General features: G+C 50.0%; 13 protein-coding genes. 3 read left to right on the forward strand and 10 right to left on the reverse strand.

Annotated features, from left to right (window positions below):
* Positions 1–905: 905 nt before the first annotated feature.
* A complete protein-coding gene (locus tag I0P70_RS20590; protein WP_196121025.1) occupies positions 906–2,126 on the reverse strand; it encodes an NAD(P)-dependent oxidoreductase in 1,221 nt (406 codons plus the stop codon).
* A gap of 280 nt (positions 2,127–2,406) precedes the next feature.
* On the opposite strand from I0P70_RS20590, the gene gcvP reads away from it, so the two are divergent.
* Positions 2,407–5,325 (forward strand): aminomethyl-transferring glycine dehydrogenase, encoded by a 2,919-nt coding sequence (gcvP, locus tag I0P70_RS20595; RefSeq protein ID WP_196121026.1) that lies wholly within the window; start codon positions 2,407–2,409, stop codon positions 5,323–5,325.
* A 156-nt stretch (positions 5,326–5,481) separates the two neighbouring features.
* Complete coding sequence (locus I0P70_RS20600; protein WP_196121027.1) at positions 5,482–6,084, forward strand: DUF4136 domain-containing protein; 603 nt, start codon at positions 5,482–5,484, stop codon at positions 6,082–6,084.
* A 1-nt stretch (position 6,085) separates the two neighbouring features.
* Here I0P70_RS20600 and I0P70_RS20605 read toward each other — a convergent pair whose 3' ends face one another.
* A complete protein-coding gene (locus I0P70_RS20605) occupies positions 6,086–8,386 on the reverse strand; it encodes a TonB-dependent receptor domain-containing protein (protein WP_230392330.1) in 2,301 nt (766 codons plus the stop codon).
* A gap of 155 nt (positions 8,387–8,541) precedes the next feature.
* Here I0P70_RS20605 and I0P70_RS20610 point away from each other — a divergent pair, with 155 nt between their 5' ends.
* Positions 8,542–9,765, forward strand: a complete 1,224-nt coding sequence (locus I0P70_RS20610; RefSeq protein WP_196121028.1) for a sorbosone dehydrogenase family protein — start codon at positions 8,542–8,544, stop codon at positions 9,763–9,765.
* A gap of 98 nt (positions 9,766–9,863) precedes the next feature.
* On the opposite strand, the gene I0P70_RS21530 is transcribed toward I0P70_RS20610, so the two are convergent.
* The 8 genes from I0P70_RS21530 to I0P70_RS20650 form a co-directional block, all read right to left on the reverse strand.
* On the reverse strand, positions 9,864–11,846 hold the full coding sequence (locus I0P70_RS21530; RefSeq protein ID WP_304608318.1) for an OmpA family protein: 1,983 nt from the start codon (positions 11,844–11,846) through the stop codon (positions 9,864–9,866).
* A gap of 18 nt (positions 11,847–11,864) precedes the next feature.
* On the reverse strand, positions 11,865–12,800 hold the full coding sequence (locus I0P70_RS20620) for a type IX secretion system membrane protein PorP/SprF (protein WP_196121029.1): 936 nt from the start codon (positions 12,798–12,800) through the stop codon (positions 11,865–11,867).
* A 31-nt stretch (positions 12,801–12,831) separates the two neighbouring features.
* Positions 12,832–16,911 (reverse strand): ice-binding family protein, encoded by a 4,080-nt coding sequence (locus I0P70_RS20625; protein ID WP_196121030.1) that lies wholly within the window; start codon positions 16,909–16,911, stop codon positions 12,832–12,834.
* A gap of 496 nt (positions 16,912–17,407) precedes the next feature.
* Positions 17,408–18,310: a lipoyl synthase gene (gene lipA / locus I0P70_RS20630; protein ID WP_230392332.1), complete on the reverse strand. Its 903-nt coding sequence runs from the start codon at positions 18,308–18,310 to the stop codon at positions 17,408–17,410.
* Positions 18,311–18,443: 133 nt separating this feature from the next.
* Complete coding sequence (locus I0P70_RS20635) at positions 18,444–19,172, reverse strand: hypothetical protein (RefSeq protein WP_370583274.1); 729 nt, start codon at positions 19,170–19,172, stop codon at positions 18,444–18,446.
* 163 nt (positions 19,173–19,335) lie between these two features.
* Positions 19,336–19,677: a bacillithiol system redox-active protein YtxJ gene (ytxJ, locus tag I0P70_RS20640; RefSeq protein ID WP_196121031.1), complete on the reverse strand. Its 342-nt coding sequence runs from the start codon at positions 19,675–19,677 to the stop codon at positions 19,336–19,338.
* A 16-nt stretch (positions 19,678–19,693) separates the two neighbouring features.
* Complete coding sequence (locus I0P70_RS20645; RefSeq protein WP_196121032.1) at positions 19,694–20,050, reverse strand: hypothetical protein; 357 nt, start codon at positions 20,048–20,050, stop codon at positions 19,694–19,696.
* 54 nt (positions 20,051–20,104) lie between these two features.
* A complete protein-coding gene (locus I0P70_RS20650; protein ID WP_007658543.1) occupies positions 20,105–20,311 on the reverse strand; it encodes a hypothetical protein in 207 nt (68 codons plus the stop codon).
* Positions 20,312–20,324: the final 13 nt, after the last annotated feature.

Below are 20,324 nucleotides of genomic sequence, written 5' to 3' on the forward strand. Positions count from 1 at the left end.
GTCCGTTCGACCCGCGGCCCTTTCCTTTTAATTCTCTTGAATTGACGCGGTGGGTGACTTGCGTCACACCCGCGCGGATGTACCTATCTTATTTTTTCTTTTTCTGTCTCAACAATCTCTCAAAGAACTTTCCGGAAGACTTTTTCTTCCGCTAGTGCCCTAACGTTTTAGGGCGTGTGTTTCGCTTGCGCTTCCCTGCTGTTTCCGAAGCGACCGTTCGTCGTTTTCGGTGTGCAAAGGTCGGAAACTTTTCTGAATCCGCAAGCAAAATTTCAATCTTTTTTTTCTCTTTTTCTCAGCCCGTTCGGCCGAGAGGCGCTTTCGTTTCCGCTTCCGTGACCTGCGTTCCGGAGCGGGTTGCAAAGGTAAGAAGACTTTTTAAATCCGCAACACCTTTTAAAAACTTTTTTTCCTTTTTCCTGCAGACCCTGTTACCAGGCGTCTCCCGGAGTAGCTTCCTGCTGAAGCGGGCTGCAAAGGTAAGCAGAGTTTTCAATTCCGCAAGCACTCTGCAAAAGTTTTTTTTCAGTAATCTTTCCCGGCTTTTCTTCTATCGATTCCAGCGCCGGTGGCCGCCCTGCCGGCCGCCTTTCTTGTTTCCCTTTCTAGACCGCTTGTCCGTGTGGGGAGTGCAAAGGTCAGAAAAAATTCCGGACATGCAAGGGGTGTGTTATAACATTAGCTAGTGTTTCGGAATGGTTTCGCTTAACTATCTGAGTTGCACCATCAAAATTTTCAAAATATTTAAAAAGTTTCTCCATTATACTCCAGGCAACTTGTTATTGTATTGTTTCCCTTCATTTGCTGCCTTTCTTTGGGCCTTTCTTCTTTCTAATAAAGCAAATAAGGTATAGCCTCTTATTAAGACTATACCTTATTTGTATCTCTACTATTATAATGTACTTCTATACTGCAGTCGTCTCGGCATATTCCTGCAGGTACTTATACCTTTCCGTCAGTTCTCCTTCTTTCGCTATTGTAGCTTTTTCCAGCATACCGCCTGCATCGTTATTAAAGAACTGCGGGAACACATTATCTATAAGGTGTCGTCCGAAGTCGCGGGAGGCATTGCGGGGTAGTTCGCAGGGCAGGTTGTCGACAGCCATTATGGTGATATTATCCTTTCTGTTATAAGGAGGTTCGAGCTTGCCCGTTTCTGGATTGTAGTCGTAGGCAGGTTCCGTAATTGTAGTAGCACGTTTGGTTGTGGGTATAGAGCCATCCACATCGCAGGTAATGTCGGCGATGGTGTCAATTTTAAAGTCAGGCTGGCGAGTGTCTTCTTCGGAGAACAGTTTTGGGGCACGTGGGTCCCAGTAGGCGCAGGCCATCAGCAAGTCGGTTACTTTAGTGAATTTGCGGAACGTGGACTGGTATAGCTCCGGGTGTGCATAGAAGTCAGGCGAGTCCCATACCTCCACGTCGGGGCGGTTGTTGTAATCACCAGAATGCAGCTGGGCATACACGGGTTCCTTGAACTGCTTATATAAGTAGTCAAATACACTCACCTTTTTGATGCCCATCTTGTCGAGCACTTCCATGGCACCGCCTGCCACACGCCCTCCCCCTGTCACGGCTATTTTTATTGGCGGCAGTTTCACCTTGAAGTACTCCTCCTGCATGTCCTCCATCTCGTGGCAGAGGTAAGCGGGCTTCAGGTTGAAGAGCTTCCATTTTTTGCCATAGGTGAGGATGCCGTTGTAAGCACCTACTATACCTGCATACCTGCCGAAGGCTACCACCCGCTGCCCCTGTGCATTCGTCAGGAGCTCGTAGTCTATTAAAGTTATGTTCTTATCGAGCACGCACCGGAGGAGCTTGGCATTGTGCGGCTGCTTTTTAATAGTGTGTGAAAAGAAGAAGTAAGTCTTGTTCGGGATCAGTTGGTCTACGGGCACCTCCTTTACACCCATCAGCACGTCGCAATCGCTCAGGTCCTGCTGCAGGTCTATACCTAATTCCGCATACTCTTCATCGGTAAAACAGCGTACATCGCTCGGTTGCACCACCACCTTGGCGTCTGGAAACGCTTGCATGGCTTCAACGCATTTTTTAGGGGTAAGCGGTACGCGTTTGTCTACTGGTATTTTGCCTTCTTTAATGATCCCGATCTTAACTTTTTCCATAGGTGCTTCTTTCTGAATTGTTATGCAGAAAATTATGTTTCAAAATCTGAGTGTGTCGGCGCCTTGCCAAATCACTTTTGCCCTGTCTGCCTGTTTTACCTTATATTATATAGCAGGAGTGGCGATAGTGTTAAGCTACCACATTCAGAACTATTTAGCTTTCATGCTTCAATATAATAAACAATTACTATTACTTTTGCAGAAATAAAGAAAGAGGGCCTTTGGCTTGTCTTCCACTGGAAAAGAAAATCCCAAAATTCCCAATCAATACTTCATCATTATGATACTTAAAACAAAACCTGCTGACACTTTCAAGGAGCGCCACAACGGTCCGGACAAAGAGCAAATGCAGGACATGCTTAAAACCATCGGGGTAGACTCGCTGGATCAACTGATTGAGGAGACCGTACCGGCCGCCATTAGACTTAAGAAGCCGCTGAACCTGCCAAAGGCTCTTTCTGAGACTAACTTCCTGAAGCAATTCGGTGAGATCGCCAGAAAGAACAAGGTATACAAGTCGTATATCGGTCTGGGTTACAACGACACCATCATGCCTCCTGTAATTCTTCGCAACATCATGGAGAACCCAGGTTGGTATACCGCTTATACTCCCTACCAGGCTGAGATCGCGCAGGGCCGTTTGGAGGCGCTGATCAACTACCAGACCATGGTAATGGACCTGACAGGTATGGAGATTGCCAACGCATCGCTGCTCGACGAAGGTACTGCCGCTGCTGAGGCCATGGGTATGTTCTACGCACAGCGCAAAGGTGCACGCAAGAATGCAAACCGCTTCTTCGTGTCAAACCAGGTGCTGCCCCAAACGATTGATATTCTTACTTCACGCGCCATACCTATCGGCATTGAACTGGTAATCGGTGACCACCGCGAAGTCGATTTCACTGACGAGACATTGTTTGGTGCCCTGGTGCAGTATCCTGCTGCCGACGGTGCCATTTTCGATTATACTGACTTCATCAGCAAGGCACACGAGCAGGAAATGCTGGTAGCAGTGGCTGCTGATATTCTTTCTTTGACACTCCTGACGCCTCCGGGCGAGATGGGTGCTGATGCCGTGGTAGGTACTACACAGCGTTTTGGTGTGCCAATGGGCTTCGGTGGTCCTCACGCAGGTTACTTTGCTACAAAAGATGCTTTCAAACGTGTAATCCCTGGCCGTATCATCGGTATTTCGGTGGACGCCGCTGGTGACAGAGCTTACCGCATGGCCTTGCAGACGCGCGAGCAGCACATCCGTCGCGAGAAAGCGACTTCTAACATCTGTACCGCGCAGGTACTGCTGGCTGTAATTGCCGGTATGTATGCTGTGTACCATGGCCCACGTCGCCTGAAGTACATCGGCTTAAACGCGCACTCTTTAGCACAGCAACTTGAGAAAGGCCTGAAGGCGCTTGGCTTCGAGCAGCTGAACGAACAGTATTTCGATACGCTGAAAATTGCGGTGGAAAGTGCTGACATGAAGCATGCCATCCGTACTGAAGCGGAGGCAGCGGGTATCAACTTCCGTTACTTCGAAGAAAACTTCATCGGTATTTCCCTGCACCAGAACACAGAGCTGGAAGATGTGAAAGCGATCCTGGCTGTGTTTGCGAAAGTAGCTGGCAAGTCTGCTGACGTGCTAGGTATAGACGAGCTGCCAGAAGAAACAGAAATCACCTGGTCTGATAAACTGATCCGTACGAGCGAGTACCTCACGCATGAGGTGTTTAACAAGCACCACTCCGAACACGAGATCCTACGCTACATGAAGCACCTGGAGAACAAAGATATTTCATTGGTTCACTCCATGATCTCTTTGGGCTCTTGCACCATGAAACTGAACGCTACAGCGGAGATGATTCCGGTGACCTGGCCAGAGATTGGTCAGCTGCACCCATTCGCTCCTGCCGATCAGACGCAAGGGTATGCTGAAATCTTCAAAAACCTGGAAGCTTGGCTTTGTGAGATCACCCGCTTCGATGCGATGTCGCTGCAGCCAAACTCTGGTGCGCAGGGCGAATACGCTGGTCTGATGGTGATCCGTGCTTATCACGAGTCACGCGGTGATCATCACCGTAACGTAGCACTTATCCCTTCTTCTGCACACGGCACGAACCCAGCCTCTGCTGTAATGGCCGGCATGAAAGTGGTGATTGTGAAGTGCGACGAGAAAGGCAACATCGACGTAGCGGACCTGCGTGCCAAAGCAGAGCAATATAAGAATGAGCTGTCTTGCCTCATGGTGACTTATCCATCTACACACGGTGTATATGAGGAGTCTATCATTGAGATCTGCCAGGTAATTCATGATAACGGTGGCCGTGTATACATGGACGGTGCCAACATGAACGCTCAGGTAGGCCTGACTTCGCCAGCCCACATCGGTGCTGACGTGTGTCACCTGAACCTGCACAAGACTTTCTGTATCCCTCACGGTGGTGGTGGTCCTGGCATGGGCCCAATCGGTGTAGTGAAAGATCTGGCTCCGTTCCTGCCTGGTCACGCTGTGGTTGACTTAGGTCGCCCGGAAGCAATCAACGCTATTTCGGCAGCTCCCTGGGGTTCTGCTTCTATCCTGCCAATCTCTTATGCTTACATCGCGATGATGGGCGGCGAAGGTTTGACAGAAGCGACGAAGGTGGCTATCCTGAACGCAAACTATATCAAGGCGCGTCTGGAGAAACACTACCCAGTATTGTATGTAGGCAAAAACGGCCGTTGCGCACACGAGATGATCCTTGACTGCCGCGAGTTCAAGAAGTTCGGCGTGGAGGTAGAGGATATCGCGAAGCGTCTGATGGACTACGGTTTCCATGCGCCAACTGTGTCGTTCCCGGTAGCAGGTACTTTGATGGTGGAGCCAACTGAGTCCGAAGCACAGGAAGAGCTGGACAGATTCTGCGAGGTGATGATCTCGATCCGTGAGGAAATCCGTGAGATTGAAGCAGACAAGGCTGACCAGAAAAACAACGTGTTGAAGAACGCACCACATACCCTGAAAGTAGCGATGGTAGAGAACTGGGAGCGTCCTTACTCTCGTGAGAAGGCTGTATTCCCAATGTCCTTCCTGCGCGACAACAAGGTATGGCCAACAGTAAGCCGCATTGACAGCGCTTACGGCGACCGTAACCTGGTGTGCTCATGCGCTCCGATCGAAGCCTATAACGAGAATGAAAATGAGATGGTAGCTATCGGCTAATCCGTCTTAAGCTTATACCTGAAAAGCCTGGCCCTGTGGTCAGGCTTTTTTGTTTTAGCCGCACTGGCCCTGACTGCTGTATCTGTTTATACCTACTGCCTGCCTCGCACCGTATACCTGTTTTAGAAATGATCCTATACCTAAAACGATAGTGCTATGCGATACGCTATACCCAACCTGAAGCATTTACTATACCTTATACCTGCCTTCCTGATCGGTTTGAGCGGTTGTATTCCTTCTATAGTGGCTGACAGCACCTACGACCGCAGCGTAGACTTTCAAATATACCGCACATTTGCCCTGCTGGAACCCGAGATGGCTAATACCTCCGCAGACCCCAACCTATACGAGCCGCTTCTGGACAGGCGGGTGCGAGATGCCATCGCAGCTGAGTTGGTTAAGAAAGGTATGCTGCTTGACGTCGAAAATCCAGACCTGCTGGTTGCTTATGATGTGTCAGTAGCACAGGATGCCGCTACTGCTTCTCCTGATTTTGGATACGCTTACTGGTTTGGCTATCGTTTCAATTATAACTCTGCCGATTTTCCGGGCTACAGACCAGTTGCGCAATATATACCGGGAACCATGCTGATTGACCTGATATCGGCTAGTACCAACGAGTTAGTGTGGCGCGGCGTGGCAGAAGGCGATATTAATGTGACACAGACAGACGAGAGCAGGATTAGAAGGTCCATTATCAGCATTCTATCGCAATACCCACCTAACAGACCCGCATCCAGCAGACCAATTTCACGATAATTTACAGGCGATAAGACAGGCTGAAGCCGCCGTAGTAGTTGCGCGGCGATGCCGGTTGAAAGTAGCGCCCACCAAATGCGTTGAGGTCATTACCCAAACTATACTTCTGATCCGTCAAGTTTTCAGAGCCTGCAAATATGTCCAGCGCAAACTGTTTTCCCAATTCCCTTCTCAATCCTAAGCGAGCGCCTGCTACGAGGTAAGCATCGGCGTACACTGTGTTCTCATCCGTAAGCGGAATCTCGTCTACATAGTTGGCTGTCAGGTGCAGGTATAGGCCAAAGCGGGTAGCCAAGTCGAGGCCGGCAGTCAAGGTATGTGGGGCAACGCCGGTGAGCTTGTTACCGCTCAGGTCGGTGTCGTCTTTTTGGTAATCCCGGAAACGGAAGTGGCTGTAGGTATAGCTGCCCCATACCTTGAGCAAACTTAGGGGTTGCGTGGCATCTTCTAGCAAGGTACAGCCCAAGGCTGTTTCGAGTCCGCTCTGGGAAGTAGCGCCCACATTCCGGAATACGGCGATGCTCGACAAATCCTGCCGACTCGCTATCGTCTCACGTAGGCGGAAGTGAAATGCCACCACATCGAAGCTCAGTTTTCTGCCTAAGGTGTAGCCACGTATACCTGCTTCGTAGTTGATGCCTTTCTCTGCTTCCAGTTCCTGGTTGAGCGCACCGTCAGAGGTCAGCAACTCTTCCTCAGAAGGCGGCGAGAAGCCCGCACTTACGCTGCCATGCACCGACACCTGTTCCGTCAGCCCCTTAAGCAATGCCACTCGCGGCGAAAGCACCGCACTGAAATCACGGGTATATTGGTATGTACCACCACCTGGGGCCTGGTGCAGGCGGGTGATCTCATAGCGGGTATCATTCAGACTGAGTGCACCCGTTACAATCCAGTTGCCGGGCAGTTCAAACTCTGCTTGGGCAAAGAGTAAGCCGGTCTTGGCCAATACTTCATCGTCGGTACGTAACGAGTCTGTACGTCCCCGATTATTGTCATAGGTGCGGGCTGCTTCAAAACCGCGCTGGTATTCGCCGCCGAAGGTGATCGTAGCAGCTGCGGCGCCGAGCTGGGTATTGTAAACAAAACGGCTTCGGCCTCCATACTCTTGGTTGGTGTTGCGTTCATAGTCGGTGTTGAACGGATGATCCCTATACCTGAACAGGCCATACAGGGCGGTCGTGTTTTTCCAGCTGTCGCTGAAGCGGTACTCCTGCGACAGGCCGATGTTTATACCTTGCTGGTTCATCGAAGCATTCTGCATCACACTCCCGAACATCCCACCCCGTGCCTGCCGCGGATCCTGCTCATACTGCTCCTGCGTCAGCCCGCCGGGCAGCTGGTAAAACAGGTCGGAGTAAATCAGGTTGGCTTGGATCGTGCTTTTGTCAGATGGGTTGAAGGTGGAGGTCAGCATAAGCGTTTCGCGGTCCATACCGGATTGTTCCCGATAGCCGTCGAGTCGCTGGCGGGAATACTGCAGGTATAGGCTCTGCTTCTCACTGCCTACACTGGCACTGGCAGTATAGCGCTGGAAGCCAAACGAGCCAAAGGTTGAACCCACCTGAAACAGCTTCTCTCCGGGAGCTGCTCTGCGGGGTTCCAACAAAACCGTTCCGCCTGTACCTGCTCCGTAAATACTGCCTGCCGGACCTTTCAGTATTTCCATACTGTTGAAGTTGGAAGCATCATACAGATTGAGGTTGGTAATGCCATTTGACTCGGTGAGGGGAATTTCGCCCAGGTATAACTTCACATTGCGTATACCATAGGGGGAGCGCAAACTGCTACCCCTGATCGAAAGGCGGTAGCTTGCTGTGGCCCGCTCCTCCATCCGCACCCCCGGTACCGTATTTACGGCGCGCACCAATGAACTCTCATCAAAGCGCTGCATCACTTCCCGGCCTACTACACTCAAGGCTCCCGCTGTTTCCAGCAAAGGCCGGTTGCTTTCATAGCCCGTCACCACTACCTCTGAAAGACTCGCTGTCAGTGGCTGCAGGTACACCCGAAGGGCCGTACCTGGCTGGATGCGCTGTAAGAAAACAGTATCTGACTTGTACCCAATGTGCGAGATCAGCAGGAAAGTCGCACGGTCTGCAAAGGAAAAATCAAAGCGTCCGGAAGTATTGGTAATCGCCTGTTCGCCTGTATTGGCTGTCAACGTCACACCTTCCAGCGCCTGGCGGGTCTTGGCGTGCAGTACTTGGCCGTTGACCTGTTGCTGAGCGTAACTCAGAAAAGGCAGAAGCATGAGGGCAGTCAGAAAAAGGGATCGGAGCAGGAGTAATAATGGATTCATGTATGCAAGTTAACTGCTAACAAAACGGGTTATACCTTTTGAGGTTTAGATTTATACAGTAATTGCTATGTTCTGCCCGTTTGTAACAATCAGAGCTGGCATTCGGTTAAATCAAAATACAAACCATACCTGTGAAATTAAACCTAACCATAACTATGAAAAAACTACTTACGACTACTGCTTCACTGGCTTTGGCATTGACGCTTATTGGTGCGCCAGCCTTTGCGCAGGGAGGTGAAAAACCAGTGAGTGCTTCCGTGGAAGGCCACATCTTTAAACCTGCCCGGGTTGATGCCACCGACGCCCGCGTGAAGCAGCTAAAAGTTCCAGCCGGTTTCCAGATCACGAAGTTTGCCGAAAACCTCAACAAGCCCCGCATGATTGCCGTGAGCAACGACGGTGTGGTGTACGTGACTGACCGCGACAAGGGCACCGTGACCATGATCCGCGACACGAACAAAGACGGGAAGGCTGACGAGCAGAAAGTAGTGGCCACCAAGGAGCACATGCACGGCATTGTAATAAAAGACAATCAAGTGTGGCTGGCTACTATAAAGGAATTGTATACCGCTAACATCAACAAAGACGGTTCGCTATCTGAACTACAAATGCTCCTGGATGACCTGCCCGATGGCGGTCAGCACCCGAACCGTACGCTGCGCATTGGCCAGGACAACAAGCTTTACATTTCTATCGGTAGTACCTGCAACTCCTGCGATGAGCCAAACAAGGAGCACGCCACTATTCTGCAAGCTGACCTTGACGGCAAAAACCGCAAGGTATACGCCAAGGGCCTCCGCAACACACTCGGCTTTGACTGGCACCCACAAACCGGCGAAATGTTCGGCATGGACCACGGCATCGACTGGCTGGGTGATGACGAGCAGCGCGAAGAGCTGAACAAGATCGAGGAAGGCGCTGACTATGGTTGGCCCTACATATACGGTGAAGGAAAAGAAAACCCCGGCGACCAACCCGAGGACATGAGCTATGAAGAGTATAAAAAGAAAACCAAGTACCCACTGCTCACCTATACCGCCCACGCCTCGGGTCTTGATATGATTTTCTATAAAGGCACCCAGTTTCCAAAAGAGTATGCCGGCGATGCGTTTGTAGCTTTTCACGGATCCTGGAACCGCTCTAAACCAGCCGGCTACAAAGTGTCTCGTATCCGCTTCGAGAATGGTCAGCCAAAAGAATTCGTGGACTTCGTGACGGGCTTTCTGGTAGATGACAACAAGTCGCAGTTTGGCCGTGTGGTAGGTGTGGCCACGCATACTGATGGCTCACTACTGGTAACTGATGACTCAAATGGAGTAGTGTACCGCATTGCCTACACCGGTGGTAAACAGCAACAAAACCAGCGCAACAAAAAATAATACCCTTAGCTGAAAAATGAAAAAAGGCTCCGCAGAATCTGCGGAGCCTTTCCAAACTATGAAAGCTAATGAAATTTTAAATCTCCTAAAGTGAGCTCCTATTTGATTCGGAACTCAGTTCTTCTGTTCTGCTGGTGCATTTCCTCCGGACAAGACACTCCATCAGTACATTTGTTCACCAACCTAGTCTTACCATAGCCTTTGGCAGTCAGCCTGTCTTTGGCTATACCTTTCTCGATCAGGTAATCCACGGCGGCCTGGGCTCTGCGCTCTGAAAGCACCTGGTTGTACTTCAGACTTTCACGGCTGTCGGTGTGCGAGCTCAGCTCAATCTTAATCGTCGGGTTTGCCTCCAATACCTCGGCCAGTTTATCCAGTTCTTTGGCAGCATCCGAACGGATATCCCACTTATCAAGGTCATAGTAGATGTTCTCCAGTACAATAGCTACGTTCTTCTCGTCTCTGTCAAACACCATGGCTACCTGCAGGGTATCCGGAGCTGTTTTTGGCACTACTACCAGCGAGTGCTGATTCAGGTAACCTTGCTTCGAGCCCTGCATGACATAGGAGTTTCCTTTGCGGCCATCCATAAAGTACTGCCCCTTCGTGTTTGTCAAGACTGTACTGCTGTCATTCGGGTTCTGTTGCGCGATCACGAGTTGCACCTGCGGCAATGGGAGCTGCACGTTTTTCTTCTGCTCGTTCTGCTTGCGCTCCAGTGTAGTCACAGCTATCACGACAGGCTTTTGTAGTACTTTGAAGCTGTAGATATCGTCAGTGCCGTTGCTGCTTTCGCGATTAGAAGAGAGCAAACCGGTTTCTTCATCTTCGTTGAACATGATACCATAGTCGTGCTTCGACGAGTTGATCGGATGGCCCATGTTGTTTACAGCCGTCCAGGCAGCGTGCTTGCCCTCGGCTGCAAAGATATCCAGCCCGCCCATTCCAATATGTCCGTCAGACGAGAAGTATAGTTTTCCATTCTGATCCACATAAGGGAAGCTCTCACGCCCCGATGTGTTGATCAGGATACCGGCATTAACAGGCTCTCCCCAGCTACCATCAGGCTGGCGCAGGGTATAGTAGATGTCCGTCTCGCCCATACCTCCCGGCATATCTGACACGAAGTACATGATCTTACCGTCAGGTGACAAGGCCGGATGACCAACAGAGTATTCTGCTACATTGTTAAAAGCAAACGGCTTTATCTCTGTCCAGGTAGTGCCACGTCTTTGTGATGAGTAAATCTCCAATCGGTTGATGTATTCGTTCACCTGCGACTTGTCTACCCAACTAGTCGGGTCAGCATTGCCAGACTTACGCTGCTGCACGAGTTGTGTGCGGGTGAAATAAAGCGTCTGACCATCTTCGGTAGCCGAGGCTGTGGCATTGTGGTATTGATCGTTGATCATTTCGTGCAGTGCAGTGGGTTTGCCCCAGTTGCCGTTGCCATCGCGGCTGGCCATAAAGAGCTGTAGGTACGGGCGACCGGTCCAGCCATAGGTGCCGGCTGATTTTCCTTCCTGATCTACACCACGGTCTGATGTGAAGATGATCGCGTCTTTGCCATAGTTCATCGGGCTGAAGTCAGAGAAACCCTGAATGTTCAGTCCGCTCAGGCGCTGTACCTCGGCCAACGGCATTTTCTGGTTGGTCCAGCTTATTGCCTTGTCGCAAGATGCCATCAGGTGCTGGGCACGCTCATCCATTTGCGGCACTTCCTCCGCCCACTGCATGTACTGTTGCTTTGCTTCCTCGTACTTGCCGTTGCTGCGCAGCGCCTCTGCATAGTGGTAAATGTTCTGCGGGTCACGACCTGGCATGGCCACTACCTGTGCATACCAACGCTCTGCCTCCACGGTCTGACGTGTCAGGCGGTAAGAGTCGGCAATGCGCTCGGCTGTTTTGACATCCGGTTTACGCTTCTCCGACGCTTTTCTGTACTGCTCCAGCGCCAGCGCAAACTCAAACTTTTCGTAGTGCTTGTTTGCTTTGCGAAGCTCCTGCTGCGCTTCGGCCACAGGGGCTGCACCCAGCATCAGGGCAGCAGTAAGGTATAAGGGTATATGTCTGAAATTCATATGCGGTAAGAGCTAATATTAAAAGTATTGCGGCGTCAGCATTTTCGTGTCCTGCTTCTTGAAGAAGTAGTAACCTACTGAAATCTCGTGCGATTGAAAACCGCTCAGGTCATTGAGCATTCGGTCGTATGAGTAACCCAGGCGTAAAGCGTTGGTTACCTGCAGTTCGGCGATCAGGGCCAGGGCGGTACGCTTCGTCACGGGATCCGCTTCCGGGTTTTTGTTGAAGAGGTTCATGCTGGTGCGGTATGAGCTACCCAGCCACAGACGGTCACCTAACAGCACGAAACCATTCAGGTCCACATTGGCAGGTGCGTTGAAGTCTTCCTTGATCAGCACACTTGGCTTCAGCTTCACAAAGCTGCTCACATCAAACACATAACCTGTAGTGAAGTAATAATGGCGAACCGGCTCGATCTGGAAAACGTCCTTGAACTGAATCAGGTCAGATGCAGAAAGGCCAGCGTAGAAGCGTGATGTATTATAATAGACACCCAGCTTCACATCAGGTCTGTAAAACACGTCTCTGCCTGAAGGGATACTTGGATCATCCGGCACACCCAGTTCTGAACCGTCTAATACGCTCTGCACCACACCGGCCGCTATACCTAAACTCAGCGTACCACGTGCGCTTACCGATACACGGGCCGCCGCGTTGGCATAAGCCGAGGTGGTAGAGTAGGCACCGATCTTATCGCGGGTGAAGTTCAGGCCCAGGCCCAATCGCTCGTGGCTGGTCAGGCCGTCTACGCTCAGCGCCTGTGTAGTAGGGGCTCCGTCTATACCTGTCCACTGCGAACGGTGGAAGGCGTTGATGTTGAGTACACCTTTGGTACCGGTATAGGCCGGGTTGATGGCCATACTGTTGAAGATGTACTGCGAGTACTGCGGGTTTTGCTGGGCATTAGCTGCAAAGGTGAAGAGCAGCGCCAGCAGGGTATAAAGTATTCTCATGGTAATAAAATTTTCAAATGAATGCACTCGCTTATCGGAAGATGGTCACGTAGCCGCTGTAGTCCTGGTACTTGCCATCGCATAGCTTCACCCTTACCTTGTAGAAGTAAGTACCTTGTTCCAGCCCTTTGGCGGCCCAATCGTTTTTGTAGTTCTTCTGCTTGAATACCTCAGATCCCCAGCGGTTAAACATCACCATTTCATTGTCTGGGAATTTCTCCAGGTTCTTCACCAGCCAGGTATCGTTCTTGCCGTCACCGTTCGGGCTAAAGGCTTTCGGGAACTCCAGCTGACCGTCAGCCACTCTGGCATCCATGTCAATGCTGTACTCAGCAGAACCTCGGCAGCTGCCGTTGTAAGCAATCACACTTACACGTCCCATGGCGGTCGGGCTGTTGGCCTTTACCTTGATGGTTGTAGTACCTTGCCCTGACTCGATCGTGAAGCCTTCTGTTACCGTCCAGGTGTAAGACGTTGCGCCTTCTACTGGGTCAGCCGTGTAAATAAGGCCTTCGCAGACGCTGCTATTGTCCGTGATGCGGGTAACAGGAGCAGGAGGCATGGTGATATCGATTTGCAACACAGACCATTCGCTGTTACCGCAACCGTTAACGGCGCGTACACGCACAACTCCACCTGTTTCAGCAGCAGCTACTGTGATGCTTGTGCCGTTGCTGGCTCCTTCGATCGTCAGGCCTCCGGTAGTTTCCCACTCGTAGGAGGTAGCGCCAGGCACCGCCTCGATGCTGAAGGAATTACCCGTGCTGTTGAGGCACACATTCATATTACTGCTGATCGCTCCGGGAGTCACTGGCTTCAGAGATGGCGAAACAGCTACTTTGGATACAGCACCCGCACCGCAGTCTTTCACAGTGTTGGTAGCATACACCTCAATGTCACCGCTTGTCTCACCTACTGTTACCTCGATGCTGGTTCCGGTTAGTGTGTTGGCGCTCCAGCCTTGCGGCACTGCCCAGGTATAAGTCATGCCTGCTTCCGGAGATTGTATGCTGAACGTAAGCGTAGCCCCGATACATCCCGTTGTAGCTGTGCTGGCTATGGATGGCGCTGTCGGTTTGTTCGTTACTTTTACTTCCCGGCTGAAGGCGGCGCTTGCGCTACAATCGTTGCCGGCTTTCACGCTGATCTGACCTCCTGTTTTGCCAACTTTCACTCGAATGATTCTGCCATTTTCCTGCTCACTTACCACTGTCCAGTCAGCTGCCGGGAAGGTCCAGGTATAGCTGTTGGCTCCTGCCACTACCGGTGTGCTGAAGGTTGTTTCCTCTTCCTCGCACAGGTCCACATTGCCGATGATGGCAGTTGGCACCGCCGGAGTAGGTGTCACGATAATAGTTGCTTCGGTTGTTGTGCTGAATCCGCAGGCGTTGGTCACCGTCAGGTATACCTTGCCACCCGCCAGGCTTTGGCCCTTAGGTCGAACACTTACACTTGTGCCGGCATCGTTTGTGCCTTCCACAAACTCAAGGTTGCTACCCAGTGTCCACTTGTAAGTAAGTCCTTCTAGCGAAGCGGCGCTCAGAGCTATACCTGTATTGCTGTTGAAACACACGGCACTGGCTCCGGTGATAGCTACTCCAGTTGGCTCGCCAATCACATTTACAGTGGTTTCAGCCGTCTTGTTAACATCCTTACACTGTGTGTTCACAGTCACTTTAACTACCTGGTTGCCCAATGCAGTGCCAGCCTGTACCGTTACGGTGCTGCCGTCTTCTGATTTGCTTACTGTTCTCCAGCCGCTTGGCAGCGTCCAGGTATAAGTGCCACCAATCACATCCGATGTTACTTTGAAAGTAAGTTCACCTTCACGGCAAACTGAAGTTGGCGCCTCTACAATTGATAGCTCAATATTCGGGTTACACTTCACATCCGGAATTACTACAACGTCCTCGTCATTGTCTGGATCAGAATCTTTGTGATCGCCTGGATCTCCCGGATTGTTCGGATCGCCTGGGTTATTTGGGTCACCTGGATCGGTCGGATCGGTTGGATCAGTAGGGTCTGTCGTATCTCTGCTGATGATGCGAGCGATGTTGCGTACAAGGCCTGCTTTCACAAGCTGAGCATTGATAACAAGCTCAGCAGTAGCCTTTGCTTCCAGTGTAGGGATTTTGAATTCTCCGGTAGCCGGATCGTAGGAAGCACCATTGCTTACAGTAAAGTCTACCAACAAAAGACTTTCTGGCAGTTTCTCACCTACTACTATGTTCTTTTCTGATGCTGCGCCATGGTTTGTTACCACAATGCGGTATTGCACCATCTCGCCGACCATGTATTCAGCCTTGGCATTCACCAGTTCTTTTGTTACACCTAAGTCTGGCAGCAGAATTACTACTTCTTCCTCGTTGTTATCCGGATCCTTATCATTGTCCGGCGTGCGATCAATGATCGTGGCTACGTTACGGATAGCACCCGTACGCACGATCTTCGCATACACGATCAGTGTAGCAGAAGTATTTCCTGCCAATGTAGGGATGTTGAATATACCTATAGAGGCGTCATAAGTCGTTCCCGCGGTAGCAGTATGACGCACATACTCCAACTCCTGTGGCAACTGCTCGCGTACATTTATATTTGTTTGAGGAGTAGAGGCGTTGTTTGAAACCTTGATTTCATAGGCTACCACATCATTTATCTTGTACTCCTCTTTCGGATCAACGATTTTCTTGGTTATACCCAGGTCAGGCAGGATGATCTCCACCTCTTCTTCGTTGTCATCCGGGTCTTTGTCATCAGGACGGTCGATGATCGTGGCCACGTTGCGGATGTTCCCCGTGCTCACAATCTCGGCATATACGATTAACGTAGCAGACGCATTACCTGCAAGTGTCGGAATGTTATAGATACCTGTAGTTGGGTTGTAGGTGGTGCCTGGAGTTTCCTCGTGACGCACATACTTCAATCCACTCGCAAGTTGCTCGCTGACATTGATGTTCTTTTCCTCTTTTGAAGATGTGTTTAAGATCTTGATTTCATAGGCAATCACATCGCCCAGGTTATAGCTCGACTTTGGATCAAGAATGCGCTTAGTAAGACCCAGGTTAGGCAGCACCAACTCTTCGTCATCTTCTTCATCGCCAGGATTAGGGTCGGGGTTGTCACCGATGATTACTACTTCGTTGCGGATGTTACCAGTGTTGATCACCTCAAACACCAAGCGAATGTCCTGTGTTTCAAACACATCCATATCACCAATCACCCACTCGCTTTTCTCTTCGTCGTAGCTTCCTTTTGTAGCAGGCTTCACTTCTACCAGCCTCAGCCCGGATGGGATACGCTCTTTCACCACCACATTGCGTGCAATACCTGGACCGTTGTTTTTGGCCGTAATGGTATAGGTCACGCGCGAACCCAGTGACACATCTTTGTTGTCTACATTCTTCTCTACCGACAGGTCGGCATTGGTCACGTTTTGCAGCACCGTTGGGTTGTTGTCGAAATAGATAGTGCCTCCAATGGAAATGGCGCGGCCATAGAGCGAAACACCTTTTCCGAAGGTGATGTCGCCGGTCGCAATGATGTTACCATACAGACTGCTCGGCGCCTGGATCTCCACGTTGCCGTCCACAACCCAATAAATATTCTTGGTCTCGACCCCTACGCCGGAAAGGCTAAGGGCACCCGGATTCACTTTCAGATTACCGTTGATCTTAAACACGAAGATTGGTGTACTGCCTCCTTGTGTCACTAGCAACGAAATGCCGCTAATAGTGGTATTCCCATTGATGCTATAAACACCTGGGTAAATCTCATGGCCATTACCTAAGTTGGGATTGAAGTTATCGCTCTCTTGAAGAGCCATTAACTCTTGGTACAACCTATTGGCATCGAGCATTGCTTCTGCTGCCAGTTCTGTACCTTTTTCCTTCTTACCAGTTACTCTAAGAAAGTTTTCACCAGAAATTACTTTGCCAGGACTGATGCCGATGTCACCGCGGATCCATGTTGTATCCGGGCCTTTCACGACGATTTGTTCATTGGCTAAAGCAATGAACCTGTTCACGCGGCCCAGGTTGATTTCCGTCTGCCCAAAACTAAGGGTGGTAGTGGCAGTCAGAAAAAGGGTGAGAAGCAGTAAAATTCTACTCATAGGGAATATGTAAAAAAGCGTAATAAATTAGGCATAAATATAAATGTATTTTCATAATTTTTTATTATATCTTGATACTTATATATTCAAGATAAGTTTAATACAATATAAACAATACAATATATATCTTTAAATAAAATGTTATAACAGCAATTTTGTAAAACTATTCTAATATGATTCTTGTGAACATTTTTTTCAAGAATCTACCTTTCCAGTGCAGTGTTTAGAATATGGACATATATAAGTGTATCAGTAGCTAAATATTCGAATATACTAATTCAACAACCTTTAAGTTGCTAAAATGCTGCATTTATACACCTTTTGTTATATGGGCGGACAAAGGAAATGAAAATTTTTTAAATAGAATAGGGAAATTTAGGGAAGAAAAGTAGTGCAATAAAAAAGTGCCCTATCAGGATTTGATTCCCGAAAGGGCACTTTTTAAATTAAATTAAACTTTCTAAAAAATCTTTGAAAGTTAATAACTTAACAGAGCCTATACATGCACGTGACGCTCAGCATGGTAGGAAGAGCGTACCAGCGGACCGGACTCCACATATTTGATCCCGCGCTTCAGTCCTTCTTCTCTGTAATGATCAAATAAATCCGGGTGAATGAACTCAGCCACCTCAATATGGAGCTTGGTTGGCTGCAGATACTGGCCCAGTGTCAGAATGTCGCAACCATTAGCAGCAAGGTCGTCCATGGTCTGGTATACCTGCTCGCGGGTTTCGCCCAGCCCCAGCATGATACCGGTTTTAGTGCGCTTGCCATACTCTTTGGTGCGGCGAATCTGCTCTAGGCTGCGGTCATACTTAGCTTGTGGTCGCACACGGCGGTATAGCTCTTTCACTGTCTCCATGTTGTGCGATACCACTTCCTGGCCCGGCGAGATCATTGTGATCAGGGCATCCCAGCTGGCCTTCACATCAGGGATAAGAGTTTCAATAGTAGTGGCAGGAGAAAGCTCTTTTACCATCCGCACGGTTTCATGCCAGATGGCGGCACCGCGGTCTTTGAGTTCGTCGCGGTTCACAGAAGTAATTACAGCGTGCTTCACGCCCATTAGCTGAATCGCTTCAGCCACACGGCGCGGCTCGTCTTGGTCGTATTCGTTAGGGCGGCCCGTAGCCACGGCACAGAAAGAGCAGCTGCGTGTACACACATTGCCCAGAATCATGAAAGTAGCTGTACCGGCTCCCCAGCACTCACCCATGTTAGGGCAGTTGCCACTCTCACAGATGGTATGCAGCTTATACTCGTCTACGATGTTTCTAACCTTCGCATACTCTTTCCCTACCGGCAGCTTTACGCGCAGCCAGTTTGGCTTGCGTGGCTGACCCAAAGCATTGAGCCCCTCGGGCTTCGCGTTGGGTTGTATTACCGGAAGTGTCATCATTTCATCCATGCTGCAAAGATAGGTATAATGCGTTAAGACTTCAGCAAAAGCATCCGGAAATTAAGGCTATGCCGCCCATCATCAGGTGCTTTCCTCTCAACAAGCAATTGCAGGAAATTGTTCTCAGCCCCTCTTACTTGCGGCGGCCGTAGTAGATGTTCAGGTACACGGAGGTAAACAGGCTGTAGTTCTCTGTCTGCGGGATCATGACCATGTCTTTAAAGAACTTCTCGACCATAAAACCTACTTCCACACCTGTAATGCTCTCGCGGTAGCGGCCGTACTCAAAGCTCAGGCCTGCTTTAGCATGCACACCCAGATTGATGTTAGTCTCGCCCAGGCCAGTAAGCACGTTTGCATTGCCCAGCGTGTTTTCGAAGCTCAAATGCTTATTCGGGTCATAGGCCTCGGTGCGAATGTCACTGCCAAGGCCGCCGGCATAGTCGTAGCGGATGTAGTAAGGTATGAGCAATCCCAGCGAAGGGCCTATTGCGCCCAGTGCATTCACCTGCACGCCGCTTTCGGCAGCTTTACGGAACAACACATGCTCCAGCCCATAGTGCGGGCGCACTGAGAAGAAATGGTTTTGCTTGCCTGCTATAAAATGATCGCCTGACCCTGGGTTGTAAAGCCTGTTTTCTTTCGGATGTTTGATCTCCACGATCTCGAGGCCACCAAAACGGTAGAGTCGCTCTTTCATGAACCAGGAGCTACGCACAAATACGCCACCCAGCAGGCCGCCGTTCGAATTCAGGTTGATGCCGTAGCTGAGTTCATTGCTAAAGTCATCGTCAGACTGAGCTGCAGCCGGCAAAACCAGCACCAGTGTCATAGCAATTGTGAGTAACAGGTTTCTTGCCACCTTTATACAATTTGGGTTAGGTACGTTCTATCCAAAGGCCGGAACCAAAAGCAGGCGGTATCAGGCATTCGAAGCCATACAGCCCAGCTTACAACTCCGGTCAGGATGGCTACTATCAAGGAATACAGGTTATCAATGGGGCCGGACTAACGGCTCTGAATTATCAGGCCACCAAGCTCTTCTTCATCGAGTCAATGCTGATGCTCAAATGTGAGGCATCATACGCGCACATACCATCCTGGATAAGCAGCAGTTGGGGTGACTGGTGCTGTACTTGAAACACTTCCGCTATTTCATTCGAAACAGGTCGGTAGCGTAACAGGTCAAGATAGTAAGGCTTAATATGGTCTACACCGGCACCATCCCACTGGCGCTCCAATCTGCTTTTGGCAGTGGAGCTGATAGAACATGATGTACTATGCTTAAATATCACCACCGGGGTGAGCTTCGACTCTTCAATTATGGTATCTAATTGCTCTACGCTTGTAAGCGGATGCCAATTCATAGCTATCTGGTTAGGTTTACTTTTCCTTTTTCCGGAAAAGCCTGAATTTCTTTTTCTCACGGACAGCCGGGTCACGCTGCACGGCCTCCTTCGTGCCATCTTGCTGTGGTTTGAACAACCCCAGCATCGGGCGCTGCCTCAATTTGCCAGACTCGCCCTTTTTCAAGGTATAGGCGTCCATGTTCAGGTGTGTTTCCTTATAGGTGGTTGCCTCTACCTGGTTGGCTTCCCGCAGCGACTGACGCAGCAAGCGACCGTGCTTATCTGTCATGGTATAGCTGATCTGACTAAATGCAGGCCATGCCGCTAGAAACAGCATACCTGTCATTACCACCAAACGTTTCGTTTGCTTTTCAAATCCCAACTTTTCCATAACAGCTTTCCATCTACAGTTGTTATACTGAATTCGGGAATAGGAGTTGCTCCCCTAAAAAATTCCCATTCGCTTCTTCTTCACACGGCCGTTTTTGTCCATGTCCACCCGTACGGCTTCCAGTCCGGAGGCATTTTTACCGGACACTTTACTCGTCTTGCCAGGCTTCGGGCAAGGTATAATCCCCTTGCGCTGACAGCCCGACCCGAACAGCAGTGCCATGCACAGCAGGCCTAACACCCAATATCTACTTTTCTGCATCACAAGCAATATA

The sequence above is a fragment of the Pontibacter sp. FD36 genome (genome assembly GCF_015686655.1).
In the GTDB taxonomy this organism is placed as follows: Bacteria; Bacteroidota; Bacteroidia; order Cytophagales; family Hymenobacteraceae; genus Pontibacter.

Excerpts from the sequence above, each read along its gene's own strand:
- I0P70_RS20590 (WP_196121025.1), bottom strand. The coding sequence starts at position 2,126 with ATGGAAAAAGTTAAGATCGGGATCATTAAAGAAGGCAAAATACCAGTA.
- gcvP (WP_196121026.1), top strand. The coding sequence starts at position 2,407 with ATGATACTTAAAACAAAACCTGCTGACACTTTCAAGGAGCGCCACAAC.
- I0P70_RS20600 (WP_196121027.1), top strand. The coding sequence starts at position 5,482 with ATGCGATACGCTATACCCAACCTGAAGCATTTACTATACCTTATACCT.
- I0P70_RS20605 (WP_230392330.1), bottom strand. The coding sequence starts at position 8,386 with ATGAATCCATTATTACTCCTGCTCCGATCCCTTTTTCTGACTGCCCTC.
- I0P70_RS20610 (WP_196121028.1), top strand. The coding sequence starts at position 8,542 with ATGAAAAAACTACTTACGACTACTGCTTCACTGGCTTTGGCATTGACG.
- I0P70_RS21530 (WP_304608318.1), bottom strand. The coding sequence starts at position 11,846 with ATGAATTTCAGACATATACCCTTATACCTTACTGCTGCCCTGATGCTG.
- I0P70_RS20620 (WP_196121029.1), bottom strand. The coding sequence starts at position 12,800 with ATGAGAATACTTTATACCCTGCTGGCGCTGCTCTTCACCTTTGCAGCT.
- I0P70_RS20625 (WP_196121030.1), bottom strand. The coding sequence starts at position 16,911 with ATGAGTAGAATTTTACTGCTTCTCACCCTTTTTCTGACTGCCACTACC.
- lipA (WP_230392332.1), bottom strand. The coding sequence starts at position 18,310 with ATGATGACACTTCCGGTAATACAACCCAACGCGAAGCCCGAGGGGCTC.
- ytxJ (WP_196121031.1), bottom strand. The coding sequence starts at position 19,677 with ATGAATTGGCATCCGCTTACAAGCGTAGAGCAATTAGATACCATAATT.
- I0P70_RS20645 (WP_196121032.1), bottom strand. The coding sequence starts at position 20,050 with ATGGAAAAGTTGGGATTTGAAAAGCAAACGAAACGTTTGGTGGTAATG.
- I0P70_RS20650 (WP_007658543.1), bottom strand. The coding sequence starts at position 20,311 with ATGCAGAAAAGTAGATATTGGGTGTTAGGCCTGCTGTGCATGGCACTG.